The 24989-nt window shown below is 64.7% G+C and carries 27 protein-coding genes, 1 tRNA gene and 2 rRNA genes; 15 read left to right on the forward strand and 15 right to left on the reverse strand.

Features of this window, described 5'->3' with window-relative positions; translation table 11 throughout:
- Positions 1–55 precede the first annotated feature (55 nt).
- Together ABEJ63_RS12385 and ligA are read left to right on the forward strand one after the other, a co-directional pair.
- A complete protein-coding gene (locus ABEJ63_RS12385; protein WP_375796683.1) occupies positions 56–1165 on the forward strand; it encodes a pyridoxal-phosphate-dependent aminotransferase family protein in 1110 nt (369 codons plus the stop codon).
- A gap of 45 nt (positions 1166–1210) precedes the next feature.
- Entirely contained in the window at positions 1211–3355 is a 2145-nt protein-coding gene (ligA, locus tag ABEJ63_RS12390; protein WP_375796684.1) for an NAD-dependent DNA ligase LigA, read from the forward strand.
- 103 nt (positions 3356–3458) lie between these two features.
- On the opposite strand, the gene ABEJ63_RS12395 is transcribed toward ligA, so the two are convergent.
- Together ABEJ63_RS12395 and ABEJ63_RS12400 are read right to left on the reverse strand one after the other, a co-directional pair.
- A complete protein-coding gene (locus ABEJ63_RS12395; RefSeq protein ID WP_375796685.1) occupies positions 3459–3620 on the reverse strand; it encodes a DUF6757 family protein in 162 nt (53 codons plus the stop codon).
- 32 nt (positions 3621–3652) lie between these two features.
- A complete protein-coding gene (locus tag ABEJ63_RS12400; protein WP_375796686.1) occupies positions 3653–4447 on the reverse strand; it encodes a PHP domain-containing protein in 795 nt (264 codons plus the stop codon).
- A gap of 120 nt (positions 4448–4567) precedes the next feature.
- Between ABEJ63_RS12400 and ABEJ63_RS12405 the strand changes: the two genes are divergently transcribed.
- Entirely contained in the window at positions 4568–4855 is a 288-nt protein-coding gene (locus ABEJ63_RS12405; RefSeq protein ID WP_375796709.1) for a DUF2795 domain-containing protein, read from the forward strand.
- Positions 4856–4894: 39 nt separating this feature from the next.
- Here ABEJ63_RS12405 and ABEJ63_RS12410 read toward each other — a convergent pair whose 3' ends face one another.
- On the reverse strand, positions 4895–5893 hold the full coding sequence (locus tag ABEJ63_RS12410) for a DUF5784 family protein (RefSeq protein ID WP_375796687.1): 999 nt from the start codon (positions 5891–5893) through the stop codon (positions 4895–4897).
- A gap of 111 nt (positions 5894–6004) precedes the next feature.
- On the opposite strand from ABEJ63_RS12410, the gene ABEJ63_RS12415 reads away from it, so the two are divergent.
- Positions 6005–6181, forward strand: coding sequence for a DUF5786 family protein (locus ABEJ63_RS12415; RefSeq protein ID WP_375796688.1), 177 nt, complete (start codon positions 6005–6007; stop codon positions 6179–6181).
- Here ABEJ63_RS12415 and ABEJ63_RS12420 read toward each other — a convergent pair.
- A complete protein-coding gene (locus ABEJ63_RS12420) occupies positions 6165–6896 on the reverse strand; it encodes a hypothetical protein (RefSeq protein ID WP_375796689.1) in 732 nt (243 codons plus the stop codon). The two genes, ABEJ63_RS12415 and ABEJ63_RS12420, sit on opposite strands and share 17 nt — an antisense overlap.
- Before the next feature lie 196 nt (positions 6897–7092).
- Between ABEJ63_RS12420 and ABEJ63_RS12425 the strand changes: the two genes are divergently transcribed.
- The 4 genes from ABEJ63_RS12425 (at position 7093) to ABEJ63_RS12440 (ending at position 10025) form a co-directional block, all read left to right on the forward strand.
- Positions 7093–7374: a hypothetical protein gene (locus ABEJ63_RS12425; RefSeq protein ID WP_375796690.1), complete on the forward strand. Its 282-nt coding sequence runs from the start codon at positions 7093–7095 to the stop codon at positions 7372–7374.
- 39 nt (positions 7375–7413) lie between these two features.
- Complete coding sequence (locus tag ABEJ63_RS12430) at positions 7414–7632, forward strand: hypothetical protein (protein ID WP_375796691.1); 219 nt, start codon at positions 7414–7416, stop codon at positions 7630–7632.
- Positions 7633–7656: 24 nt separating this feature from the next.
- Positions 7657–9390, forward strand: coding sequence for a helicase C-terminal domain-containing protein (locus ABEJ63_RS12435; RefSeq protein WP_375796692.1), 1734 nt, complete (start codon positions 7657–7659; stop codon positions 9388–9390).
- A 164-nt stretch (positions 9391–9554) separates the two neighbouring features.
- Positions 9555–10025 carry a DUF4385 domain-containing protein gene (locus ABEJ63_RS12440; protein ID WP_375796693.1) on the forward strand — a complete coding sequence of 157 codons (471 nt, stop codon included), beginning with the start codon at positions 9555–9557 and terminating at the stop codon, positions 10023–10025.
- On the opposite strand, the gene ABEJ63_RS12445 is transcribed toward ABEJ63_RS12440, so the two are convergent.
- Together ABEJ63_RS12445 and ABEJ63_RS12450 are read right to left on the reverse strand one after the other, a co-directional pair.
- Positions 10022–10867, reverse strand: coding sequence for a hypothetical protein (locus ABEJ63_RS12445; protein WP_375796694.1), 846 nt, complete (start codon positions 10865–10867; stop codon positions 10022–10024). The two genes, ABEJ63_RS12440 and ABEJ63_RS12445, sit on opposite strands and share 4 nt — an antisense overlap.
- A gap of 31 nt (positions 10868–10898) precedes the next feature.
- Positions 10899–11567: a YqjF family protein gene (locus ABEJ63_RS12450; protein WP_375796695.1), complete on the reverse strand. Its 669-nt coding sequence runs from the start codon at positions 11565–11567 to the stop codon at positions 10899–10901.
- 83 nt (positions 11568–11650) lie between these two features.
- Between ABEJ63_RS12450 and ABEJ63_RS12455 the strand changes: the two genes are divergently transcribed.
- Together ABEJ63_RS12455 and ABEJ63_RS12460 are read left to right on the forward strand one after the other, a co-directional pair.
- Positions 11651–12322 (forward strand): lipoyl protein ligase domain-containing protein, encoded by a 672-nt coding sequence (locus ABEJ63_RS12455; RefSeq protein WP_375796696.1) that lies wholly within the window; start codon positions 11651–11653, stop codon positions 12320–12322.
- A gap of 38 nt (positions 12323–12360) precedes the next feature.
- Entirely contained in the window at positions 12361–13644 is a 1284-nt protein-coding gene (locus tag ABEJ63_RS12460) for a dihydroorotase (RefSeq protein ID WP_375796697.1), read from the forward strand.
- On the opposite strand, the gene ABEJ63_RS12465 is transcribed toward ABEJ63_RS12460, so the two are convergent.
- Positions 13636–14172: a GNAT family N-acetyltransferase gene (locus ABEJ63_RS12465; RefSeq protein ID WP_375796698.1), complete on the reverse strand. Its 537-nt coding sequence runs from the start codon at positions 14170–14172 to the stop codon at positions 13636–13638. The two genes, ABEJ63_RS12460 and ABEJ63_RS12465, sit on opposite strands and share 9 nt — an antisense overlap.
- Positions 14169–14537 carry a universal stress protein gene (locus tag ABEJ63_RS12470; protein ID WP_375796699.1) on the reverse strand — a complete coding sequence of 123 codons (369 nt, stop codon included), beginning with the start codon at positions 14535–14537 and terminating at the stop codon, positions 14169–14171. Before ABEJ63_RS12470 ends, ABEJ63_RS12465 begins: the two co-directional genes overlap by 4 nt.
- 105 nt (positions 14538–14642) lie before the next feature.
- On the opposite strand from ABEJ63_RS12470, the gene ABEJ63_RS12475 reads away from it, so the two are divergent.
- Positions 14643–15305: a DUF5806 family protein gene (locus tag ABEJ63_RS12475; protein ID WP_375796700.1), complete on the forward strand. Its 663-nt coding sequence runs from the start codon at positions 14643–14645 to the stop codon at positions 15303–15305.
- A gap of 376 nt (positions 15306–15681) precedes the next feature.
- Here the strand turns inward: ABEJ63_RS12475 and ABEJ63_RS12480 are convergent, their stop codons facing one another.
- Positions 15682–16143: a hypothetical protein gene (locus tag ABEJ63_RS12480; RefSeq protein ID WP_375796701.1), complete on the reverse strand. Its 462-nt coding sequence runs from the start codon at positions 16141–16143 to the stop codon at positions 15682–15684.
- Positions 16144–16188: 45 nt separating this feature from the next.
- A complete protein-coding gene (locus ABEJ63_RS12485) occupies positions 16189–16623 on the reverse strand; it encodes a universal stress protein (RefSeq protein ID WP_375796702.1) in 435 nt (144 codons plus the stop codon).
- A 131-nt stretch (positions 16624–16754) separates the two neighbouring features.
- Here ABEJ63_RS12485 and ABEJ63_RS12490 point away from each other — a divergent pair, with 131 nt between their 5' ends.
- The 3 genes from ABEJ63_RS12490 (at position 16755) to ABEJ63_RS12500 (ending at position 20553) form a co-directional block, all read left to right on the forward strand.
- The gene (locus tag ABEJ63_RS12490; RefSeq protein WP_375796703.1) at positions 16755–18290 is read left to right on the forward strand and encodes a TrkH family potassium uptake protein; all 1536 of its coding nucleotides are present in this window, start codon (positions 16755–16757) and stop codon (positions 18288–18290) included.
- A gap of 89 nt (positions 18291–18379) precedes the next feature.
- Entirely contained in the window at positions 18380–20062 is a 1683-nt protein-coding gene (locus ABEJ63_RS12495) for an aldehyde ferredoxin oxidoreductase C-terminal domain-containing protein (protein ID WP_375796704.1), read from the forward strand.
- A gap of 56 nt (positions 20063–20118) precedes the next feature.
- Positions 20119–20553: a Rieske (2Fe-2S) protein gene (locus tag ABEJ63_RS12500; RefSeq protein ID WP_375796705.1), complete on the forward strand. Its 435-nt coding sequence runs from the start codon at positions 20119–20121 to the stop codon at positions 20551–20553.
- Between the two features lie 276 nt (positions 20554–20829).
- On the opposite strand, the gene katG is transcribed toward ABEJ63_RS12500, so the two are convergent.
- A complete protein-coding gene (katG, locus tag ABEJ63_RS12505; RefSeq protein WP_375796706.1) occupies positions 20830–22968 on the reverse strand; it encodes a catalase/peroxidase HPI in 2139 nt (712 codons plus the stop codon).
- A 564-nt stretch (positions 22969–23532) separates the two neighbouring features.
- Here katG and ABEJ63_RS12510 point away from each other — a divergent pair.
- Positions 23533–23697: a hypothetical protein gene (locus ABEJ63_RS12510; protein ID WP_375796707.1), complete on the forward strand. Its 165-nt coding sequence runs from the start codon at positions 23533–23535 to the stop codon at positions 23695–23697.
- On the opposite strand, the gene ABEJ63_RS12515 is transcribed toward ABEJ63_RS12510, so the two are convergent.
- From ABEJ63_RS12515 to ABEJ63_RS12530, 4 genes are all read right to left on the reverse strand, one after another.
- The gene (locus ABEJ63_RS12515) at positions 23694–24128 is read right to left on the reverse strand and encodes a hypothetical protein (RefSeq protein WP_375796708.1); all 435 of its coding nucleotides are present in this window, start codon (positions 24126–24128) and stop codon (positions 23694–23696) included. The two genes, ABEJ63_RS12510 and ABEJ63_RS12515, sit on opposite strands and share 4 nt — an antisense overlap.
- A 107-nt stretch (positions 24129–24235) precedes the next feature.
- Positions 24236–24311, reverse strand: a tRNA-Cys gene (locus ABEJ63_RS12520).
- Between the two features lie 115 nt (positions 24312–24426).
- Positions 24427–24548, reverse strand: a 5S ribosomal RNA gene (gene rrf, locus ABEJ63_RS12525).
- A 126-nt stretch (positions 24549–24674) separates the two neighbouring features.
- A 23S ribosomal RNA gene (locus tag ABEJ63_RS12530) occupies positions 24675–24989 on the reverse strand; the annotation flags it as partial.

The raw sequence follows: 24989 nt of genomic DNA on the forward strand, positions 1-24989 counted from the left end.
TATCACAACGACCTTGCACAGGGGCATCGAAGTCGGCCTACGGAGACTGGTTCACGTGACCGAGAAACAGGAGTACACGGGAAACTATCCCGACAAGACGCTGTATCTCCCCGGCCCGACCGAGGTTCGCGAGGACGTCATCGACGCGATGGCCGAGCCGATGTTCGGCCACCGGATGGACCGGATGACCGACCTCTACACCACGATCGTCGAGGACACGAAAGAATTCCTCAGCACGGACGACGACGTCATCGTGCTTACGGCCTCGGGGACGGAGTTTTGGGAGGCGACGACGCTCAACCTCGTCGACGAGCGAATGCTCGTTCCCACGTCCGGGGCGTTCAGCAAGCGGCAGGCGAACGTCGCCGAGCGGCTCGGTAAATCGGTCGACCGCATCGAGTACGAATGGGGCGAGCCTGTCAGGCCCGCCGATGTTCGGGCTGCGCTTGAGGCGAGCGACGAGGGGTACGACGCCGTCGGGATGGTGATGAACGAGACGTCCACCGGCGTACGCAACCCTGTCGAGGCAATTGGCGACCTGCTGGGAGAGTACCCAGACACATACTTTGTCGTCGACGCCATTTCGTGTCTCGGCGGTGATTACATCGATGTGGAGGCACACAACATCGACTGCATCTTCACCTCCACGCAGAAAGCGTTCGCCATGCCCCCAGGGCTCGCGGTTTGTACCGTGAGCGACGCGGCTTACGAGCGGGAACTCGAAAAGGACGAGGCGTCGTGGTACGGTGGCTTCCAGCGCTGTCTTGACTATTATGACCGGAAGGGTCAGACCCACTCAACGCCGGCCATCCCGCTGATGTTGGCCTACCGCGAGCAGATGAAGCACATGCTTGAGGAAAGTCATGAGGCCCGCAACGACCGGCACCGCGAGATGGCCGAGTACACCCGCGAGTGGGCCCGCGAGCACTTCGGCCTCTTCCCCGAGGAAGGGTACGAGTCACAGACGGTCACCTGCGTCGAGAACACCCGCGGCATCGATGTCGCCGCGACTATCGACGCGGTCAGTGAAGAGTACGACATGGTGTTCTCGAACGGGTACGGCGACATCGGCGAGGAGACGTTCCGTATCGGCCATATGGGCGAGCACACCGTCGAGAGCATCCGAGCGCTGACGGACGCCATCGAGGACGTCGCCGGCCTGTAGCGGCGACGCGACCGATTTTTCCCCGGGGGACACGCAACACGGACGATGACCGACCAGGCGGACATCTCGTCGTTCACAGATGGAGGCGGTGACGAGGGGGAGTCAGACGCGTCCGCCGACGTTCCGCAGGATGCGCCGGCGGATAATCCGTATATTCGCGAGCCAGATACGGAATTCGCGCCTGTCGACGAGCTCGATCCAGAGGAGGCCCGCGAGCAGGCCGCTCAGCTTCGCGAGGCGGTCCGCTATCACGACTACCGCTACTACGTCACGGCATCACCGATCATCGGTGACCGAACATACGACCGGCTGTTCACCCGGCTGCGGACCCTTGAGGAGACGTTCGATCTCGACACCGAGGGATCGCCGACGGCGCGGGTCGGTGGCGAACCCGTCGACGAGTTCGAGACGGTCGAGCACGTCGCACCCATGCTGTCCATCGAGTCGTCGGGCGAGAAGTCAGATGTGCGGGAGTTTGCAGACCGGGTAGAGCGGGCCGTAGGGTCTGTCGCGTACGTCTGCGAGCCGAAGTTCGACGGTGTCTCCATCGAGGTGGTGTACGAGGACGGCGTCTACGAGCGGGCCGTCACCCGGGGCGACGGCGAGGTGGGCGACGATGTCACCCGGAATGTGCGCACCGTCGCGTCCGTACCGGAAGAGCTCCGTGGCGACCATCCCGCCTTCCTTGCCGTCCGAGGAGAACTATTCATGCCACGGGCAGCATTCAACGACTACAACCGCGAGCGGGTCGAACGAGGTGACGAACCATTCGCCAACCCACGCAACGCGACCGCCGGTACCATTCGCCAACAGGATCCGCGCATCGTCGCTGAGCGGCCGCTTGATTGTTTCTTTTTTGAGACGCTCGCGGGCACAAGCTTCGAGACCCACTGGGAGCGCCACCGCCGGCTCCCGTCGTGGGGGCTCCCCGTGAACAATGAAGTCCGGCGGGTGGATGACATCGAGGACGCCCTTGATTACCGAGACGACTTGCTTGCCCGACGAGACGAGCTCGACTACGAGGTTGACGGTGTCGTAATCAAGGTCGATGATCGGGCTGCTTGCGAGCAGCTGGGTGCGACCGCGCGGGCGCCTCGCTGGGCGTTCGCATACAAATTCCCCGCTCGCTCAGAGGAGACAATCGTCCGCGACATCGCCGTCCAAGTGGGCCGGACGGGCCGGCTCACGCCGGTCGCGCTGCTTGATCCTGTTGAGGTGGGCGGCGTCACTGTCTCGCGGGCGTCACTCCACAATCCAGAGCAGATTGAGGAGCTGGGTGTCGGTATCGGCGACCGCGTCAGCGTCCAACGGGCCGGCGACGTCATCCCGTACGTGGATGCGGTCGTTGAGGACGACGGTGAGGCTCATTTCACGTTCCCCGACCACTGTCCGGTCTGTGATTCCGCTGTCGAGCGGGACGGGCCATTGGCCTTCTGTACCGGCGGACTGGCATGCGACGCACAGCTCCAGCGCGCACTCGAGCATTACGCGAGTCGCGATGCGCTCGATATCGAGGGGCTCGGCGAGCGGACAGTCCGTCAACTGTTCGAGGCGGGACTCGTTGAGTCGCTGCCAGATCTCTACGACCTTGATCGCCAAGCCGTCGCCGAACTCGATGGTTGGGGGGAGACGAGCGCCGACAACCTCGTCTCCGCGGTAGAGGCGAGCCGCAAGCCGCCGCTTGCTGACTTCCTTGTGGCGCTTGGTGTCCCAGAAGTCGGCCCAACCGTCGCACGTGACCTGGCGCGCCACTTCGGCACCTTCGAGGCCGTCCGGACGGCGACCCGCGACCAGTTGGAGGCTGTCGACGGCATTGGGGAGGTGGTCGCCGCGGAGATACGGGAGTTCTTCGACTCTGAGCGCAACGAACAGGTCATTGCCGCCCTCCTCGAGTACGTCTCGCCACAGCCAGCCGACACAGAAACCGGCAACGCACTTGCCGGCGAGACGTTCGTCTTCACCGGGTCGCTATCAGGCCTGACTCGTGAGGAGGCACAAGAACTGGTCGAGCGACACGGCGGCGACGCCACCTCGTCGGTGTCGAGCAACACCGACTACCTTGTCGCCGGCGAGCGCCCGGGCCAGAGCAAGCTGGACGACGCCGACAGCGAGGATGTTCCCGTGCTGGACGGCTCCGAGTTTCGCGAGTTACTCGCAGAGCGAGGCATCGAGGTCGAAAGCGAGGCATGAGTCCGCCGGCTTCACGGCCGGCGGACGACGCGGGTCGGTGGAATGTCGCGGGAGTCGAGAGGATTCCGGCCAACCGAACGGGACAATCGAGGGCAAAAGGTGACTAAGAGCGGTCGATGTCAAGTTCCTCCTGGAGGTCTTCGAGCCACCCCTCGTTTTTGAGTTCCTCCAGTCGGTCACGGAAGTGATCCTCACAGAGGCCAACCTTGATATGGTCTTTCTCAACAGCGACGGCGGCCTCCGACTCGCAGTAGTGACACTGCATACCGACCGGTATGCGGCCGGCCGTAAAAACGCCTACGGGTGTGGCAACCCCGCCGCGGCGCAGAATCGCTCGTAGCCGTCGGCGTCAAGTCCCGCCCGGCCAAGGGTGTGATCGTGGGCGTCGCTGCCCCCCGTTGGAATCAAGTCGTACCGATCGATCGCTCGGTCGACGGGTGCAGAATCAACGGGTCGGTCGTACGGATAGAATAGTTCGACTGCATCGAGTCGGTCACATAGTCCGAGTGCGGCGGTGGGATCCTCGTATCGGAGCGGGTGTGCGAGACCAACCAAGCCGGCAGCCTCGGCCAGCAGGTCACAGGCCGTCTCGAAGTCGGGGAGGTCTCGGGAGACATAACACGGGCCATTGTCGCCGATGAGCTGTGTGAACACCTCGCCGACCGACAGGTCTGTCGCGGCAGCGGTCGCACGAGCGATGTGTGGGCGGCCGATGCCGGGGGTAGCCTCGAGGTCGAGGTCGACGCCCAACCGGTCTTCCACCTTCTCTATGATGGCGGCACCGCGCCGCTTTCTGTCGGCCTGGAGACGATCAGTCTCGGCGGTCAGCGTGTCGGTCGGTTCGACGCCGTAACCGAGCAGGTCGACCCGACCGGCGGGGCTCTCTACCCGGAGTTCGATGCCGTGGATAAGCGTGAGACCGTCCCGTTGCTCGACAGGAGCGTCGACGTCCGGGTGGAGTCGGTCGTGGTCGGTGACGGCGACGGCATCGAGCCCGGCCGTGCGGGCGGCCGCGATCAGGTCCGTGAGCGTCATCTCGCCGTCGGAGTTGGTCGTGTGCGCGTGGAGGTCAGCGACGAGCGGGGCGTCCATACCACGGGTTCGGCCCCGCGAGACAAACGCCTTCTCCACCCTAGGGAACCTTAATGAATTATGAGTCTGGAAGTCCATCCCTACACAACGTTCATGAAGGATACCCAGATACATACGGATATGCGATTCATTGACGACGCCGACGCGGAACTCGACGCCCACAACTACCCGGCGACTGGCGAGGAACTCATTGACGCGTACGGCGAGACCGAACTTGACCTGCCGAACGGGTCGGAGACGTTCGGCGAAGTCATGGGCCGGCTCGGCGACACCACCTACGAGAACTCCGAGGATGCCAAGCTGGCCGCGCTGTCGGCCGTCTCCGAGGAGGCCATCGGCCGGAAGGGATACTCCGACCGGGATGCGCCCGCGATCGGCGAGCAGGGTCCGACGCAGCTCAGCTTCTAACCACCTCTTTCACTGTTTTCTGCTCCGTTGGCAGACCCGTCAGTCCAGCCAGTTGATCGCCCCATCTAGCTCGAACGGGAGCGTGCCGATCCGATAGCCCTCAATGTGTCCGTCCGGCCGCGCTCGGAACACGACGGTCGGCCGGTGGCTGACGGCCGGCTGTTCGGCCCGGACAGCTGCCCACTCGTCGTCGCGAAAGGAGGTGCAGTCGACGAACAGGGTTGCGTCCGGATGGGCTCGGAGCTGGTCGTCGGTCTTGGCGTCGGCCGTCTCTCGGACAGCTGCCGTCGGCGTATCCGCTCGCGAGCGGTGCGTGGGCGGCCGAGGGCGAGTCACCTCGACGAGATGATTGCCGTCGACCCGGAAATCGAGGGCGTGACCGCTGTCGAGCTGCACCTCGGGCTCGAAGGCGAGTCCAGCGTCCGCGAGCAGCTTTGCGACGATAAATTCCGCCATCGTCGCGCTCATACGACCGATATCAAGCCCCTCGCTAGTGCCGAGCTTCGCGGCCATCGTGTAGCGGTAGGCATCGAGCGCGCCCGTTGCAAGCGCGTCCTCAAAGAAGCCGAGCGCCTCGTCGCGGCTTGCGTCTGGAAAGCCGGCCGCGTGGTCCGCGAAGAAGGCACGGGTTGTCTCGCGGCCGTCCTTCGAGAGAAAGACCGGCAGGAAGAACCACGCGACGTGGTCGTAGTCGGCCAGCCACGGGTCGACCAACTCAAGCCGGGCGAGCAGTTCCCGCTGGGCCCACCGCGCAACAGGGTAGGGTACCTCGGTGAACGCGGACTTGTCCGTACGCCATAGTGCCTCGGGTGTTTTCGTGTTGCCAAGCCAGTAGGCCGTCGAGTCGGTCCAGCAGAACAGCGCGACATCGCCATTGTCCATCTCCAGTCGCCGGGCCTCGTAGCCGTCTGGCGGTGTGAACCACGGCGTCTCGAGGTGAGCACCGAATGATGCCGCAAGGGGCGTTAGCAGTCGCTCGCGGACCCGGGCTTCGGTCCATGACTCTTCGGACACCCGAAAGCGAAGTGGCCCGGCCACATCTCGCCTCTACGGCTCCGCGGGCTTACTCGTTGTGTCGCGGGCCTAAGTCACGTCATTATACCCACCAATACATTAATGAAGGACAGTTCGCAAGTGTGAACGAGTACCATGAGCATGGGAGCATACGACGAAGACGAACACGAACGTCGCGAGCAGAAGGCGACGTCGGTCGACGCGAACATGGACGACACGCGTGCAGAGTACGACGGCAGCGTCAACTACGACGCTGGCGAGTCTGCGGAGGCGCTGCTCGACCAGTTCGAGCAGATCAAGTCGGACGACTGAACGGACCGCTTTTTACCCGCAGTAGTGTCACTGACAGCCCTGTAGCCGCCACCACGGCGACCACATGGCCGACGAGCGCGAACAGTAAGACTGGGTACTCGAGGATGAACGGGACGAGCACCAACTGGACGACGCCGAACCCCATCGTCTCCAAGTCCACCCGGGCGAGTGTCCGACGAGTGTCGCGGTCGAACTCATAGCGGGCCGACCGCCATACCGCCACCACCGCCGCCCACCAGTTCGTCCCGATACGGTAGCAGACATCCCACAGCACGAGTAAAGTCAGGTAAACGACGACGACAGGCGGTTGCTCGCCGAACAGCGACGTTACGAGGGGCTCCGAGGCCGTCGCCGGATCGAAGACAAACAGGTGAGTGACGAGTGCGACGAACGCCAGCACGCCGAGCACCACCTCCACACTCGACCCGAATAGCAACCGCGAGTATGTCTCCGGCACGTCGGCGGTCCGCGATAGTGAACCGATCCGGAGCATCTCGACGCTGCCTACAGCAGCGATGAAGACAGCACCAGTGCCGGCGACCGCCGCCGGCCACAGATCGTAGTACCAGGCCAGTAGTACCAGGCCAGTCTGGAAGACAGCCAGTTGGATGGCGATGGCGACGGCTCGGGACAGGGAGATACCTGGCAGGGCGCCGATTATGGATTCGTACACCCACGTCTCGCCGAACTCCGGCGTCTGCGGCTCCGTGCTCACGGCACCACCCGCATCCGGTCGGTCGCCGCGCTCATGTCCCACCGCTGGGGCGGCGGCGACTTAATCCCACGCCGACCGCCCGCCGTCCCACCAGGTTCGAGAGGAAACCAGCTGATAAGTTATGACGATGGGACCTGGAGAGCGCGTGTTACTTTTTTGTACCATGAGCCGCTATTAGTGGCTGAGGTGTCCTGCGATGAGCGAGCCCCAGTCTCCCAGCGACCGCATCGTCTCGCGAACAGTCGACGGCGTGACGACCGTGAGTCGCTACGATCTCGTGCTCGCGGTGGTTCCGGTGGCATTCCTGCTGGCCGTCGGCGGGGGACTGCTCTCGTCGGTTCCGCTACACGCGGCGATGGCAGTCGGCTCGCTCGTCGGCGCCGCAGCCGTCGCCGACGCGCTATTCGTCACCCCGCCGGGCGAGACCGGTTCTAAGTCTGGACGGCGGGAGGGGCGTCGGCAGGAACCCGGTGACTGACAGCCACAGGCTCTTTGCGGCGACCTGTATAGTGGAGACATGGCCTCTGAGCCGTGTGCCGGCTGTGGGTGCGATGTCCGGGTAGCCGGCGGCATCGCGAATCTCTGGACCTTCGGCGGAGACAACGCCGAGGGGCTGGCGCTCGAACTGGTTGACGGGACTGATCATCTGCTGTGTTACGACTGCATCGAGCAGCTCTCCGACGAGGCAACAGCCGCGGACGTGGCGGCGCTTCCGGAGCGACACGGAGACGTTTAGTGGCGGCAGTGACTCCGTACTGTCGTGCGACCAGCGCGGATGCGTGCGGAGTTTCCTGCTCCCGAGTTCCGCGGCCGTCAGGAGGCGGCCATCGAGCGTATCCGTGAGGCCTTCGCCGCCGGTAACGATGTCGTCCTCGTGCGCGCGCCGACGGGCAGCGGCAAGTCACTGCTCGCACGGGCCATCGCCGGCTGCGCTCGCCGGCCCGGCGAGTCTGACGGCATCGAGGCGACCGGCGCTTATTACACTACCCCCCAAGTATCACAGCTTGACGACGTGGCGGGCGATGAGTTGCTCGAGGATTTCGCTGTCATTCGTGGGAAAGGAAACTACGACTGCATTCTCCCCGGCGAGACGGAGACACCGGTGACGGAGGCGCCGTGTGCCCGCGAGACGGGCTTTGACTGCCCGGTGAAACACCGGTGTCCGTACTTTTCAGACCGCTCTATCGCCGCCAACCGTAATATCGCAGCAATGACACTCGCGTACTTTATGCAGACGGCCGGCTCGGACGTATTCGGCCAGCGAGACGTAGTCGTCGTCGACGAGGCACATGGGCTCGCAGAGTGGGCCGAGATGTACGCGACCATCGAGCTGTCTCCAGAGCGGATTCCCGTTTGGGACGCCTGCGAGCCGCCCGACATCGATGGGCTGACCGATGTAGCCGGCTATGCCGAACGGCTCGGCCGGGTCTGCAAGCGCCGACTTGAGGAACTGCGTGGCCGGACGGAGCTCTCCCGCCGGGAGGTAAGCGAGCGTGACCGGCTGCGGGAGCTGCAACGTGAGCTGTCGTGGTTCCTTGAGGACGTCCGCGACCCGGAGAGCCCGACGACGTGGGTGGTCGATCAGCCCGACCGCGCGGTGACGGTGAAGCCGATGGACCCGGCTCGGTATCTCCACCATACGGTGTGGGACCGCGGGCGCAAGTTCGCGTTACTGTCGGCGACCATCCTCGATAAGGACGCCTTCTGTGCCGGGACAGGGCTGAATCCGGCAGACGTTGCGCTCGTCGATATCCCTCACACGTTCCCGCTTGAGCACCGGCCGCTGTACGATGTTACCTGCGGCAAGATGACCTACGAGCGGCGCGACGAGACAATTCCGAAGATAGCACGGACCATCGGCCAACTGATGGCCCACCACCCCGACGAGAAGGGGCTAGTCCACGCTCACAGCTACGCCATTGCTGACCGGCTGGCCGAGCGCCTGCGCGAGTTGGGTGTGGGCGACCGAGTGCGCACTCACGACAGCGACACGCGCGACGCCGCGCTTGCAAGCTGGAAGCGAGAGGACTCCAACGCCGTTTTCGTCGCCGTCAAGATGGAGGAGGCACTCGACCTTCGAGGAGATCTCTGCCGGTGGCAGGTGCTCTGCAAGGCACCGTACCCGAACACGCGCGACTCGCGGGTAGCCCGCCGATTGGAAGAGGGTCAGTGGGGCTGGTACTACCGGACGGCGCTCCGGACAGTTATCCAAGCGGCGGGTCGGGTCGTCCGCGCGCCCGACGATCATGGTGCGACGTACCTCGCCGACACGTCGCTGCTGGATCTGTTCGAGCGGGCCCGGGGTGCAATGCCCGACTGGTTCGCCGCACAGGTCGACGCGATGAAGACGCCGGCCCTGCCGGCGTTCGATCCGGCGGTCGCGAGCACGGGTACCGACGCCGGCACGGAGCCGGTCAGCGGACGAACGGCCACCGAGGAGGAGACTGCCTCGCTGGAGGATCACCCGCTCGGTGATGTCTGGGAGACGGATTAGAAGACGAGCGAGGCGGCGTAGGCGATAGACGAAAACACCATCAACAGCACCATCGCAAGCGCAAACGCCTGTTGGCGGTCCATACTGAGGCTACGCGCCAGCGGCCAAAGGCCTGACGGGCGCCCGACCACACCACTGACGCCCTTGGCGACCCCAGTACAGTTGTGAGCGAGGACGACCCGCGACCAAACGAGACGGAGGGGCCGGAGTACGATATCGACTTCCGGGCGGAGCCGGAGCGGTACCGCGTCGAGCGGGGCGAGCAGGGCGTGTTCAAGGTTGAGCCGTATAAGTCGGAGCTCCTCCCGCTTTGGGGATACGCCGACCGCGAGACAGCAGACGAGGCTGGCGAGGCGATCTATGGGAAGTTCCGCGAGTACTGCGAACGTGGCGAGTTTCCTGGGATGGATATGGGCCGAAAGTACCTCCAGATGGGGTACACGCGGGCGATGCGGTACGCCCGGTACCCAGGTGGCCAGAAGTACGACGACGACGGGACCCCACGAGAGCCACAGCGGTGGGCCGACCACGACAAGCGGGAGGCAGCACTCGTTTTCGAGGCGTGGTGGGAGCGCGTTGAGGCCGAAGAGGCGTACGTTCGCGAGCGAGAGAAGTGGCGCGAGCGGTGGGGTTAGCCGAGCTGAACCGGATCGGCCGTCGGGTTCACGCCCACGGTGAGAGAGTCACCGACTGCGAAGTCGTGCCCCTTGTGGAAGACAAGTTTCGCTCCCACAGGCATGCGCGTTGCAAATAGCGACAGCCCTGTCGCCCGTCGGCCGTTCGCGGTGATGGCCACGTCCGCCCACGTCACGTCCCGCCCCGCGGCAATCCCGACCGGACAGTCGAGCAGCGAGATGAGCCCCTCATATGACCGGAACGTCCCGCCGCCGGCGTAGTGGGCCAACCCGCCGTCGAGAGGGATTCCCTCATCGCTGGCAAGCGCCGCGAACCTAGTTCCGTCGCTGTCTGGAGTCGGCGCGTCCAGCAAGACATGCTCCGGCCCTGTTGCGACGACAGTGCCGGTACCATCCCACGAGAGTGCCCGCACGTCGACGTCGAGGGCAAGCGGGAGCGACCCTGACGCCCGATAATGGTTGGCGTCTGGGGGCCGGAAGCCGAGGTGGATGTGGTCGTCGACCCACCGGCCGAAAAACCCTGATCGGACGAGCTGACCCAGCGGGTCGCCGATTGCCACTCGGTCACCAGCCGAGACGGCAGGGTCGACGTGGAGTATCCGGGCGACGTAGTCGTCGGTGTCGACGAGAATCAGGTGATCCTCCTCAGCGGCGTACGGCCGGGATGGGCAGGCAACCGTCCGCGTGTCGAGCACCTTGCCGGCGACGGGTGACGGGGCGAGGCCACCATTCTCGCCGGGGTAGAGATCTATCGCATTGCCGCCGTCGTGGGCCGGGTACGGGGAGTTGTACAGCGAGAACCGCTCGTAGCGGCCAACGACCGACCCCGGCAGCGTGACCATACGTCAGACAGACGCGCCGGCGGTGTGGTGTTTACGACTTCGCTCGCCGGAGCGGTCGGACATCCATCCCATAACCCGGGCTGTAGTGGACAGTTGGTGCGGCTGACAGTGGTAGGTCTAACGCCTGCCCGAGCGTGTTCGTCCGGAGCGTCGCGCTGGCGGGCGCCACCTGCCACGGCTCCCGCTCGATACGACCGACACGGACCGGACTGTCGTCGACGTACCAGCGCGTCCGCTCGATGAGGAACGCTGCGAGCGATCCCGACTCGACTGTCGTCGCCTTTCCTGTCGGCCGGTAATGGGCGTCGAACCGAACATCGCCGCCGGGACGGGCCCGGTGTGATCGAACGGTGTAGCGGTCGCCCGAGGCGTCGAACCGCATCTCTGCCCGATGGAACGGGATATCGAAGGCCCGGCGGGCGATGACGGCACCGAACCGGTCGCCGGTCTCGCAGTCGAGAAAGAACACCCCCTGCGTGTCTCCGTGGCGTACGTACGTCCGCACATTCAGTTGCGGAAAGCCGACCGGGATGTGCTGACCGGCCAGTTGCAGGCCGCTAATTCGGTGGGGGAGGACCGTCACCCACGCCGACCCGTCATAGGTGTCGACTGACAGGTCAGCCGGGAGTCGCTCGCGGATAGCCGCAACGGGTACAGGCCAGTGGGCAAACAGCACGTCAGCACCCTCGACAGCGAACACGCCTGATGTAGGTGTGGCGGCTTCTTCGTGGTTCGGCTTCCGGCGAGCGCGACGCTTTAGCCGCCAGCAGCCCCACCCAAGATATGCGCATCCTCCGCGGCCGGGCCGGCGCCCCCGAGGCCGATCGCGCCGTCACCGCGCGGCTAGCCGAGGATGTCGCCGAGACGGATGAGCCAGCCGTCCGGGTGTGGACTCCCCACCGACAAGTGGCATTTGGCCGTCGAGACGCCCGCGCGGCGAGGTATGAGCAGGCGCGCCGGGCCGCCAGCGCGCGTGGCTTTCCACCGTACGAGCGGGCGACCGGCGGTCGTGCTGTCGCGTATACTGGGTCAACAGTGGCGTTTGTCCGTCTCCAGCCCGTCGCGGACGCACGTCAAGGACTCACAGCGCGGTACGAGTCGACGCTCGCGGCCGTCGAGCGGGCGCTTGCAGCCGTCGGAGTCGACACAGAACGGGGGGAACCACCGGATGCCTTCTGTCCAGGGGCACACTCGCTGTCCGCAGACGGCAAACTCGTCGGACTCGCACAGCGGGTCGGAACCGTCGCGCGAGTGGCCGGCATCGTCGTCGTCCGCGATCACGAGGCGATAGCGGATGTCCTCGGGCCCGTCTACGACGCACTGGGAGTCCCCTTCGACCCGGCGTCGGTAGGGAGCGTCGCCCGCGCCGGCGGTGACGCCGACCCGACGGCCGTCGCCCGCGCGCTTGAGCGGGCGCTCGCCAGCGACGACGCAGAGATTGAACGAGTTGGGTGAACGGGACACTTACCAGACCAGGCCGCTCACCCGCGGGCATGAGCCTACTGTTCACCGATGCCGAACTTGGCGACGGCCGGGTCGTCGACGTTCGCGTCGAAGGCGAGACGGTGTCGGCTGTCGACGCAACGCTCGAGCGCCGCCCCGAGGATGAACCAATCGACGTAGCCGGCAAGCTGCTCCTTCCGGGGATGGTCGATGTCCACGTTCACTTCCGCCAGCCGGGCTTCCCGCATAAGGAGACATGGGCGACGGGATCTCGCTCGGCGGCGGCCGGCGGCGTCACCACTGTCGTTGACCAGCCGAACACCGATCCGCCAACGGTCGATAGAGACGCCTTCGATGAGAAGGCGGCACTGGCGGCCGACTCGCTCGTCGACTACGGACTCAACGGCGGCGTCACGGCTGACTGGGCCCCCGACTCGCTGTTCGACCGGCCGTTGTTCGCGCTCGGCGAGGTGTTTCTCGCCGATTCCACGGGCGAAATGGGTATCGACACAGCGCTGTTCGCCGACGCGGTGGCTGCCGCCTGCGGCCGTGACGTTCCCGTCACCGTCCACGCGGAGGACGCGACGCTGTTCGACGAGTCCGCTCGCGACCGGAGCGACGCCGACGCGTGGAGCGCGTACCGCACCGCCGAGGCGGAGGCAAGCGCTGTCGAGCAAGCCTGCTCGGTCGCTGCCGACACCGGCGGCCGCATCCACGTCGCTCACGCGTCGACGCCGGCTGGCATCGATGCCGCCGACGCCGCGGGGATGACCTGTGAGGTGACACCCCACCACCTGCTGCTCTCGCGGGCTGATCTCGAGGAACTGGGGACTCACGGGCGGATGAACCCGCCGCTGCGCTCGGAGTCGCGGCGGGAAGCCGTCTTTGAGCGGGTCGTTGACGGCACTGTCGATATGGTGGCGACGGACCATGCGCCTCACACCCGTGCCGAGAAAGACACCGATATCTGGTCGGCACCTTCAGGAGTGCCGGGCGTTGAGACGGCACTGCCGCTCCTGCTCGGGCTTGCGGCCCGCGGCGAGATGAGCTACGAGCGGGTGCGCGAATTGACGGCTACGGCGCCGGCCAAGCGATTCGACCTATCGTCAAAGGGACGAATCGAGGTAGGGCGTGACGCCGACCTCGTGGTCGTCGACCCTACGGCAGCGGAACCGGTTCGGGCCAACCGGCTCCACACGAAGTGCGACTGGACCCCTTTCGAAGGCCACGAAGCCGTCTTCCCGGAGCTGACGCTCGTGCGCGGCGAGGTTGTCTACAGGCGGGCGACGGATACCTTCGGCGAGCCAGCTGGCAAGAACGTCCGACTACTGTAGCCGGGCAGCCATCTCCAGCTCGAAACTGCCCGTGTCCGACGGCTCGAAGCCCACCTTCTCGTAGAGAGCGACGGCAGGGTTATTCCACCGCTCGACGGTAAGCCAGACGCGCTCGACGCCGTCCTCGCGGCCGGCGCCGAGCAGCCCCTCGATGAGCTGTGAGCCGATGCCTGCGCTCTGGTAGCTATGGAGCACGAAGATAGCGAGTTCGTAGGCGACCGGTTGACCACCATCGCCAAACTCAGGGACGAGTGTGGCATGGCCCGCTACGTCGTCGCCGTGCCACGCGAGGACGTTCACTCCCTCGCCGGTCGTGATAGTCTCGAGCCAGTCACGTATCTGCTCACCATCCGAGGGCGGAATCCCTTGCGCGCGATCACCTGGGTCGAACTTGTCGTACATCTCCGCGAGCGACTCGAAGTCACCGTCGTAGCGCCGAATCGTCACCTCGCGGCCCTCAGCGTCGGTGAACGAGCGGGGTGGCGGCTCGTATGGGCCGGCCACCGCATCGGGGTAGACACGGCTCATCTGATGAGGGTGACCGTCACGGTGGCGTTCAGAAGGACGAACTCGGAGATGGAGCCCAGTTTTACTTTTCCGAGCGGGCTGGTCTCGCCGCCGCCGAGAACGATGCGGTCGAATCCTTCTCGCTCCGCAAGGTCGACCAGCGCGCTGCCGGGGTGTCCCTCAAGGACGCGCACGTCGTCGCCGAGGCCGGCCTCCGCTAGCGCCGCGCGGGCCCGCTCGGCGACAGCCGTTTGTGACGGCTCCGAGTCGGGATTCTCGAGCACAGCGACAGTGAGGGAGTCGCCGGCCTCCAGCGCCCGCTGGACCGTCCGATCGAGGGCCCGCATGGAGTCGTCGCTGCCGCCGAGCCCCAACAGCAGGTTCATACCCGGGCCACGCCACCACAGGTAAAAAACGTCCCGCCCCAAAGCGTCTGCCGGCCGTCAGACATCGGCGACACGCTTTTTCGGGGCCGCAACGCAGCGCCCTGTATGACTGACGCGTCCGGGCAACTCGACGAGGAGCCGACCGACGAGGTGCGGCAGGCGGTCCGCCGCGTGGACGAGGCGACGGATGCCGGGACAGAGCCCCAGGAGGCGACCCAAGAGGGATCGAAACAGGAGGTCCCTCCGGATGTTCGGGAGTACGCCCGCTTCTCGAAGATTGACGGCGCGACGTACGATCGGGCCAACGAATTCCTCCGCGAGCGGACGTACGTAACGGCCCGCGAATGGGCTATCGCGCGGCTCTGTGCGGACTTTCGCACAGAGACGGGCGTCGAGATGACGAAAATCGGTGAGAATCTTCCGGAACTCGTCCCGTTCATGACCGACACATACTCGCCGCAGGCGGTCAACCAGGCGCGGGCGGCCTTCGAGGAGAAAGTGCAGAAGGCCGGCGCGACGTTCCTCTACGGGGCGATGTGTGATTTCTTCACTGCCGAGGAGCTGGACGACCTGATGTACGAGGTGACGGAGGTGGCAAAGTTCCTCCTCGAGGTGGAGGGGGTCGAACTCACGGTTGAGGAAGAACTGGCCGCCGAGGATCGCATCTCCGAAACAATGCGAGAGGTACGCGAGCGGTCGGCCGGGCTCCGTCACGATGAGGTCACCTGCCCGGAGTGTGGGCACACCCACACCGTCGACGACGCCTGATAGAGAGTACGAGCGCATACCTCCGTCTTCAGGCGGAGGTCAAGCGGACACACCGGCCACAACCCATGGACTATGGCCAGTTCGGATGTCCCATCAAAAAGCGTTTTCTCGTGGCCCCGTGTAGCATGGGCTGCTACGGATTCGGTGAGATGCCGGCCCCGAACCACACGGCGTGGCGACCCGACGGTGGGTCGCACGGCGATGACACGGACTCCGATGGGGCCTGTTTGACCGGGCCACAGCCCTATACAGAGGAGAAAACGAGAGTTTCGCCAGAGTGTCTCTGGGTCCCCTTGAGTGCGGGTTGGAACCTCGAACGCCACGCTCGGCGGACATCCCATGGTGGGATTCCACGTCCTTCAGGGCGTGGAGGAGGTCAATACGCGTCGAACGGTTCCGCCGGCAGGAAAGGGTCAACGTCAGCAAACGAGAGCACGGCGAGTTCCTTGCCGGCGTGATCGCGCACCCGCACGTCGAGTCCGTCTGCCGCCCGGAGTCGTCCCTCTTCGCCGGCCGTCCGCCGATAGTGGAGCGGGATGAGCAGCGCCGCGGCGTCGTCGGCGCTCTCGGCAACCACGGCAACCAGTACCACCTCCGGCCCGGGATCCGCGACAACCTGTCGCTCTCCGTTCGTGAACGGGTAGGTCTCGGCGAGTTCGGCGACGGATCCAGCATCTGTCCGGCTCGCGAGGACGACGAAGCCACCGTCGTCGGCGACGAGGCTCACGTCTACGGGTTCGACGGTCGCGACGGTGTAGTCTGAGGCACGGTAGTCGGCGGCCGTTGAGGCCATCTCGGCGACGAGTGTGTCCCATCGGGTGGTGTAACCGTCGGCCATACCCGGAAGAACTGCCGGCGGTGAAAAAGCCTGGTGCTCGTGTACTCAGACGGACAACACTGGCTGGGAGGCGTGGGCGACGACGTACTCGGCGACCCGTTCGAGGATGGCCTCGCCGTCGTCGGGAACCTGTTCACGAGGGACAACAAGAAAGTCAGCGTCGACCTCGTCGGCGGCGTCGAGGACGACTCCACCGGGGTGATGTGAGAGTCGCGACAGCGAGAAGCCGGGGGCTGTCGCGTGGCTCACAGGAACTCCGTCGGCCAGCGCGTGGACCTCCTGCATAAACGACTCCGACTCGGCGGCGACCGCCTCAGCGTCGAGGTCACCCCCCTCTAGTCCGCGCACGACCCCCTCACCGAACACGTATAGCGCGTGGACCGACGCATCGTAGGCGGCCGCGACGGCGACAGCGTACTCGGCGGCCGTCAGCGAGGCGTCGCTCCCGTCGACAGGGACCAGCACGGTCTCGACGTCCATACGTGCTGTCGATGGGCCGAGCGCAAAAACCCACCGTGCCCAGCCAGGGCAATTCGGTGGGGCGGCTCCGGGAAACGGGAGGTTTTTCGGCCCACGCTGGGAGACCGTAAGCTAATGAACGGTGACGGCTGATGGAGGTCCGGGTCAACTGGCGACAGAGCGTCGCCTTCACTGGCACGGTGGTCAAATATCTCGCCGTCACGATGCTCGTCCCGCTGGTTGTCGCCGTCGTCTACGGCGACGATGTCGGTGTCTTCCTGTTGTCGATGGTGGTGAGCATCACCGTCGGCTTCGGACTGGAGCAGGCAAACGACGACCCGCAGTTGGGCACCCGGGAGGCGCTGCTGCTCGTGGCGCTGGCATGGGGTGCTGTCGCGGTTGTCGGCGCGCTCCCGTATGTGCTGGCCGGCTACGGCACCGACTCGGCGCTTCGACACCCAATCAACGCGCTCTTTGAGTCGATGTCCGGCTTCACGACCACGGGCGCGACCGTCACCGCCGAGATATCCTTCGCACAACACTCACACGCGCTGTTGATGTGGCGTCAGCTCACCCAGTGGCTCGGCGGGATGGGAATCATCGTACTGATGGTGGCGATTCTGCCGGAGGCTGCAGTCAACGGCGCACAACTGCTTGACTCCGAGGCGCCCGGCCCAGAGCTCCAGAAGCTGACGCCGAAGATTGCCGAGACCGCCCGGCTACTGTGGCTGTTCTACCTCGGCTTTACACTGTTGTACATCTGTATCCTGCTTGGACTTCACTACGTCGGCGTCGCGCCGAACATGGATGTGTACAACGCCGTCGCCCACGGGTTCACGACGCTTCCGACTGGCGGGTTCTCACCGCAGACAGACAGCATCGCGGCGTTCTCACCGGCCGTCCAGTGGGTTGTGATTCCGTTCATGCTCGTCGCCGGCACTAATTTCGCGCTGTTTTACCTACTCGTCCAACACGACTACCGCGGGTTCTTCTCGGACCGCGAACTGCAGGCATATCTCGGCGCCAACGCCGGGTTAATGCTCCTTCTGTGGGGGCTGCTATTTACTGGGGCAGCGCCGCCGCTTGAACTGGGCGGAGTCACTGAGGGGAACGTCGAAAACGCGCTCCGGCAGGCTACCTTCCAGGTCGCCTCGCTGCTCAACTCAACGGGGTACGCGACGAGTGACTTCACCCAATGGGGGGCAACCGCACAGGGACTGTTGCTGTTCGCGATGTTCGTCGGTGGCTCGGCTGGCTCCACCGGCGGCGGCGTCAAGGTTGTTCGGTGGCTGGTCATTATCAAGGCCATCCGGCGACAGTTATTCACAACGGCCCGGCCAGATGCGGTAAAGCCAGTGCGGCTCGGGGGCCACGTTGTTGAGGAGGACGTCATCCGGGCTGTCTATGGGTTCACTCTCCTGTATCTACTCATCTTCGGCGCCGCGACAGTTCTGATTCTGTTTGACGCGGGTCGGGTTGATCTTGAGGTGACGGTACTTGAGGCCGCAAGCGCCAGCCTCGCTACCATCGGGAACATCGGCCCAGGCTTTGGCTTCCTCGGCCCGTTCGGGAGTTATCGATCGTTCCCGGCCACCAGCAAGCTGCTGATGGTATTCCTGATGTGGATTGGCCGGCTGGAGATACTCCCAGTATTCGTAATGTTCACTGGCGCGTTCTGGACAGACTGACTAGCCGCAGTCTGTTACTCCACCGGCAGGCTGCCGGCGGTAGGCAGCCGTCCGACAGCGTTTTCGGTGTCTATTTATCATATTCAATCATGCTGAATGCGGTCGGGCCGCTTCTCAGCATCGATGTCGGCACCGGCGAGACGACCGAGTTCGAAATCGACCCGATGCTCGAGCGTACCGTCGGCGGTCGAGCGCTTGGGACCGCGCTCGCCCACGAGCGAATCCCGTTCGATGCGGACCCGTTCGGCCCTGAAAACCGGCTGTACCTCACGCGAGGCCCGCTCCAGGCGTCGCGGCTCAGCTTCACTGGACGACTCTCACTCACCGGGCTGTCGCCGCTGACCGACGGGCTCCTCTCGTCGAACGCCGGCGGCTACCTTTCGGAGTGCCTTGCAGCGACTGGCTACGCGGCCGTCGAGTTCGTCGGTGCCAGTGACGAACTCGTCGCCGTCCACATCACCGACGAGACGGTGACCGTCGAGTCGGTGCCAAAGCTAGCGGGCGCGCACGTCTCCGACATCTCCGAGCAGATGACCGCCGATTACGGGCTTGGGGCTGGTCACTGTCTCGCGATCGGCCCGGCCGGTGAGCACTGTGTCCGGTTCGCCAGCGCGATGACGGCCGACTCGCGGGCGTTCGGCCGGGGTGGTCTCGGGGCGGTACTCGGCGCTAAGAATATTAAGTGTGTGACTGTCGACGGCGACGTGACCCCATCCGTCGACTTGCCGGCTGAGACCGTCGAACGTGTCGAGCAAGCCGTCGCGGATAGCGACCACCCGATGCGTGAGTCGGGGACGCCCGCGGCGACAGAGTTCATCAACGAGGAGTTCGGCCTACCGACCCGCTACTTCAGCGAACAGGCGTTCGAAGACGTCGACGCCATCGGAGGCGAGGCTATCGCCGACAAAAAGTATCGGGCAGCGACGTGCGCGAACTGCGCGTTCGCCTGCAAGCTTCCCACCCGTGACGAGGCGACCGGCGTCGAGACGGAGGGGCCCGAGTTCGAGACGTTATACGCGTTCGGCGCCAACCAGGGTGTCAGTGATCTCGTAGATGTGATGCGAGCCAACGAGTTGTGTGACGAACTTGGGCTCGATACCATCTCAGCAGGCGTGACGGTCGCTGCTTACCTTGCGAGCAAGGACGCCTTCGGCGACGCGGCCCTTGCCCGCGAAACCCTCAAGAAAATCGCCTACCGTGAAGGTATCGGCGATACGCTCGCCGAGGGAGTGGCGCGCTGTCACGATGAGCTTGGTGTCGAGGACTGGACCGTCAAGCGGTTAGAGTTCGCCGGCCACGAGGGCCGCGTCTGTCACGGTCAGGGTCTGGCGTACGCCGTCGCCAACCGCGGCGCCGACCACCTGTACGCCGGCGTTCATGGGCTGGAGTACGACGGCAAACTCCCTGCTCGGGGGCTTGAAGGGAAAGCCGAGACGATTGTTGAACAGGAAAACCGGCGGGCGTTCCGCGACTCGGCTATCCTCTGTGAGTTTGCGGCCGCGACGGACCTGCTCGGCGTCGATGACTACGAGCAGCTCTTTGATGCACCCGCTGACCGGCTGTTCGCAGTTGGCGCCCGATGTGTCGATCGAGAGCGACATTTCAACAACCAGCGGGGCTACGACCGGGCGGCCGACACGGTGCCGTACGCTGACTCGCTGCCCGGCTTCGAGCGCGAGCGGGCCGCCTATTACGAGGCACGCGGCTGGACGCCCGACGGCCGCGTACCGGAACCGCCGTCAGCCCCGGCTGTTTCGGATGCGGCAGACTGAGCCGCCCAGTGTCCTTGCGGCGGGTCGATTAAACCGCCCGCGATGCTACCAGACACATGGCGACCCGCTACCGACTCACGAGCGTCGAGACAGTCGAGACGGCGGGGTCATGGCTCTTCACCGCTCGCGATGATCACGGTGAGGACACGGAAGTAGTACTGGTCCCGTGTAGCGACGACGAGAAACCGCCCGTCCAGGCCTGGGTAAACCGCTGTACCCACGAGGATCAGCGACTCCACCGCGAGCGCGTCGGCGCGGTGCTTAGAGACGGTGGCATCGTCTGTCCCAAGCACGGCTCTATCTTCGAGGCCTGTTCCGGCGATTGTGACAGTGGCGAAGCAGCCGGGACGAGGCTGCTATCCGTCGATATCGATGTTGAGGGCGGCCAGGTGTACCTCACCGACGATTCGTTTAGCTATCTCCGGGAAGGGGCCGCGGACGACAGTGATGACGACGACGGGCCAGACTCGACCTCACACCTCCAGTTTTGACCCCGGCTCTGGTTGGGGTCGCATTCCCCACCCCCATCGTCAGGGGCCGGGGTTGTAGGCACGACGCATGCGCCCAGATGAGCCGACGTAGTCGCCCAGCGAGGCCGACTTCGCCGGCCATATTCGTCATGTTACCGGGTTACAGACGCTGTTCGCCGGCGGGGCTTGCTTCTGGTTGCTGGGGGCATCGCAGTGGCGGGTCTTTGCCGGCGCGCGGGACACGTTCGAGGCTGGCGCAATCGCTTTGCCGCGTCAAAAACAGAACCGCCGGTCGCGTTACTCGAGGTCGAACCGGTCGAGCCGCATCACTTTCCCCCAGGCGTCCACGAAGTCCTGAACGAACTGCTCCTCGTCGTCAGCAGCGGCATATACCTCGGCGATGGCCCGCAACCGGGCGTTCGACCCGAAGATGAGGTCAGCGCGGGTGGCCGTCCACTTCGGCTCGCCGGTAGTGCGGTCGTGGCCCTCGTAGACGCTCTCTTCGCCGTCAACTGGGGCCCATTCCGTCTCCAGATCCAGCAGATTCACGAAGAAGTCGTTGGTGAGCTCGCCGGGCCGGTCCGTGAGGATACCGTGGTCGGCATCGCCATAGGTGGCGCCGAGTGCTCGCAGCCCACCGACCAGCACGGTCATCTCTGAGGGGTCGAGCGATAACAGGTCCGCGCGGTTGACGAGCGCCTCCTCGGCAGGCACCGAGAGGTTGTCGGACTCGTAGTTACGGAAGCCATCGGCGTCCGGCTCCAGGGCGGCGAAAGAGTCGACGTCGGTCTGCTCTTGGCTGGCGTCCGTCCGGCCCGGTTCGAACGGGACCGTCACATCGTAGCCGGCTGCGGCGGCCGCTTCTTCGATGGCGGCGTGACCGCCGAGTACAATCAGGTCCGCCAGCGACACCCGCACGTCATCCTCGCGAGCAGCGTTGAACGACGACTGAATCTCGCGGAGCGTGTCGAGTACCGTCGTCAGCTCTGCCGGCTCGTTGGCCTCCCAGTCGCGCTGGGGACGGAGCCGGATTCGGGCACCGTTGGCACCGCCGCGTTTGTCGCTATCGCGGTACGTCGACGCCGATGCCCACGCTGTCTTGGCCAACTGGGAGACAGACAGCCCCGAGTCGAGAATGTCCGCCTTCAGCTCGGCGACATCATTTTCGTCCACGAGTTCATGATCGACATCCGGAATCGGGTCCTGCCAGATCATCTCCTCGTCCGGAACCTCGGGCCCGAGGAACCGCTCGGGCGGCCCCATATCGCGGTGGGTCAGTTTGTACCAGGCCTTTGCGAACGCCATCCCGAACTCCATGGGGTTCTCCTGGAACTGCTCGATGACCTCGCGGTAGTCGGGGTCTTCCTTCAGCGCGATGTCCGTCGTGAGCATCATCGGCGTCACCTCCTCGTCGGGGTCGTGTGCGTCTGGTGCGCTGCCATGGAGATTCTCGTCGGTTGGCGTCCACTGCCAGGCACCCCCGGGTCCTTTCTCGGGGTCCCACTCATATTCGAGGAGATTATCGAGATATCCCATGTCCCACTCAGTGGGCGACTGCGTCCATGGTCCCTCAATGCCGCTGGTGATAGTGTCACCGCCCTTCCCGGAGCCATACTCGCTTTCCCAGCCGAGGCCTTGCTGCTCGATGGGCGCTGCCTCGGGCGGCTCACCGAGGTTCTCCGGCGAGTCCGCCCCGTGGACCTTGCCGAACGTGTGGCCACCGGCGATGAGTGCGGCCGTCTCTTTGTCGTTCATCGCCATCCGGTCGAACGTCTGGCGGATGTTCTTTGCCGACGCCTCTGGGTCTGGTTGTCCGTCCGGTCCCTCTGGGTTCACGTAAATGAGCCCCATCACGCTCGCACCGAGCCCGTCCTCAATCCCCCCGGGTTCGTCGAACCGCTCGTTTGTCTCGAACTCCGTCTCCGGCCCCCACCAAGTGGCCTCGTCGGGCTCAAAGTCGTCCTCGCGGCCGCCTGCAAACCCGAACGTCTGGAATCCCATCGATTCGATGGCGACATTCCCCGCGAGAATCATCAGGTCGGCCCACGAGAGATTGCGGCCGTACTTCTGCTTGACCGGCCATAACAGCCGCCGCGCCTTGTCGAGGTTGGCGTTATCCGGCCAACTGTTGATGGGTGCGAACCGCTGGCGGCCACCGGCTGCGCCGCCGCGGCCGTCACTTGTCCGGTAGGTGCCGGCGCTGTGCCAGGCCATCCGGATGAATAGCGGCCCGTAGTGGCCGTAATCGGCCGGCCACCAGTCCTGCGAGGTCGTCATCACGTCCTCAATGTCCTCCTTCACTGCCTCCAAATCAAGCGACTGGAATGCTTCTGCATAGTCAAACCCCTCGTCCATTGGCCCAGCTTGTCGGCCGTTCTGGTCGAGCGCCGCCAGGTCAAGCTGGTTGGGGAACCAGTCGTGGTTTTTGCGAGCCATTGTCGGGTAGTCGCCGCTCGTGCATATCAATATTGTCCACTTCAGCGAGGAAATGTTCGTAGTGGCGAAACTGAACTCCGCAATATCAAAATTTTTGTTGATATTCGAACGAGAGGAACGACACGAACGCCGGCTGAGCGTCCACAGACTTACCCTCGCGTGCTGGCGCGCGGGCCATTAGCCCGGATCGAACGAGAGGCTGTTCTGGGCAGGTTTGTTGTCTTATCGAACACTCGGGAGACGCGCACAGATGTGTATCAGGATCTCGAACGTGATTGCCGTACACTCGTTTGCTAGGTCTCCCTACCCAATCGAGTCTGAGACGTGGTGCAAGTGGTCCGCACTCCAGCGAGCGATTTGACTGTCAATGCTTTCGATAGTGGGGCGTGCAGAGCGGGCAACTGCCTCGTCTAGCTTTCCGCGACGGCGTGTGTATCAGGTACGTATGCAGTTTCGGACGTCCGTATCACCGAGGACTGCTCCGACGCTGGCGACAGCGAGGGAAGCACACATCCTCAACGTCTGGGCCCGAGAAGGTATGGCCGACGGGCACCTCATACCTATATGGACCTCAGACGGCTCGTCGCGGCACTGTTCGGTATGGCCGCAGTCGTCCTCTTAGCGGCCGTGGTCGCAGGGGGCGCATCTCGGAGTATTTTCGCAGGACTCCTTCCACTCGTTATTGTCGGACTACTTCTCTACGCGCTCGCGAACCAGCGGGCGGGTTAGGTAGCCTCTGTCGGGTCGGTGTACCACAGTGCCCACCAGACGAGAACGCCTTGTAGCGGGAGCCGTGCCCATGTCGCCGCCTCGGAGGGCGTCCGTATCCACGCGGGCACGCCCGTTAGGACGACATCGCTGGTAGCCATGTAGACGTTCGCGGGGAAGACAGCGACGAGCAGGCAGACAAGCCCCCACGCGGCGATCTGTCGCGTCCGCTCGACGAGCACGCCCAGTCCAACGGCCACCTCCGCGGCCCCCGAAATGTACACGAGTGCGAGCGGCCATGGAAGCGTCGGCGGCACGACTTGGACGTACACTTCTGGGAGGAGGAAGTGGAGTACGCCAGCGACGATATAGAGCCCGCCCATCAGATAGCGGAGCGGCCGCTTTGCTCGAGCCAGCGTGCCACGCGTAGCTCCGTCCTGTCGTCCCAGCATCTGATACGTGGAGCGTCGGCAGACCGAAGCCAGTTACGGCTCGGGACGAAGGAGGGCGACGAGGGCGAGCAGGGTGAAGACGTCTCTGTTTGTACGTCGTTGAAACAAGCCAAGGGCCGGATTTGAACCGGCGTATAGTTGCTCTGCAGGCAACCGCGTAAGGCCAGACTCTGCCACCTTGGCGCCAGCAGACGGTAGCGTGGTGTCGTGGTTAAGGATAGCGGTCCGCGCCGGGCGGCGCAACCGCTCGGCAATAAATGAATGAAGCCCGACGGAGGATTTCGTCGGGCAATGAATGGGCAGGCGGCGAACCGGCTTTCCCAGAGGCTCGCGCACTCCAGTACTCGGCGGAACGCTGGCGGGCTTATCTTCCGTGTTCGGGATGGGTACGGGAGTGGCCCCGCCGCTGTGGCCGCCTTAACGCCGACCCGCGGAGTCGAACCGCGGTCCCGTGAGGGAACGCCGGTGTCGGTGGTAGATACGGATGAAACCGTGTGTGCGTGCGATCCAGTTTGCGCCTGGACCCGTTCAATGGGTCAGTGCGATGATTGAGTGGCTTCGGTCCTTAGTTCTCGCGGGCTGAACACCTCGTTACCTCGGTGCGTACACCCCGAGTCTATCGATCTCGTCTTATACGAGCGACCTCAGCGGAGCCTCTTTTCCAGGTGGGTTTCGAGCTTAGATGCGTTCAGCTCTTACCCCGTGTGACGTAGCTGCCCGGCAGTGCCCTCTCGGACAACCGGTACACCAGTGGTCACCATTCGTAGTTCCTCTCGTACTATACGAACGTTCCCGTCAGGCTCCGAAACACCCCCAGTAGATAGCAGCCGACCTGTCTCACGACGGTCTAAACCCAGCTCA

It is taken from the genome of Halosegnis sp. (assembly GCF_042216475.1).
GTDB lineage: Archaea > Halobacteriota > Halobacteria > Halobacteriales > Haloarculaceae > Halosegnis.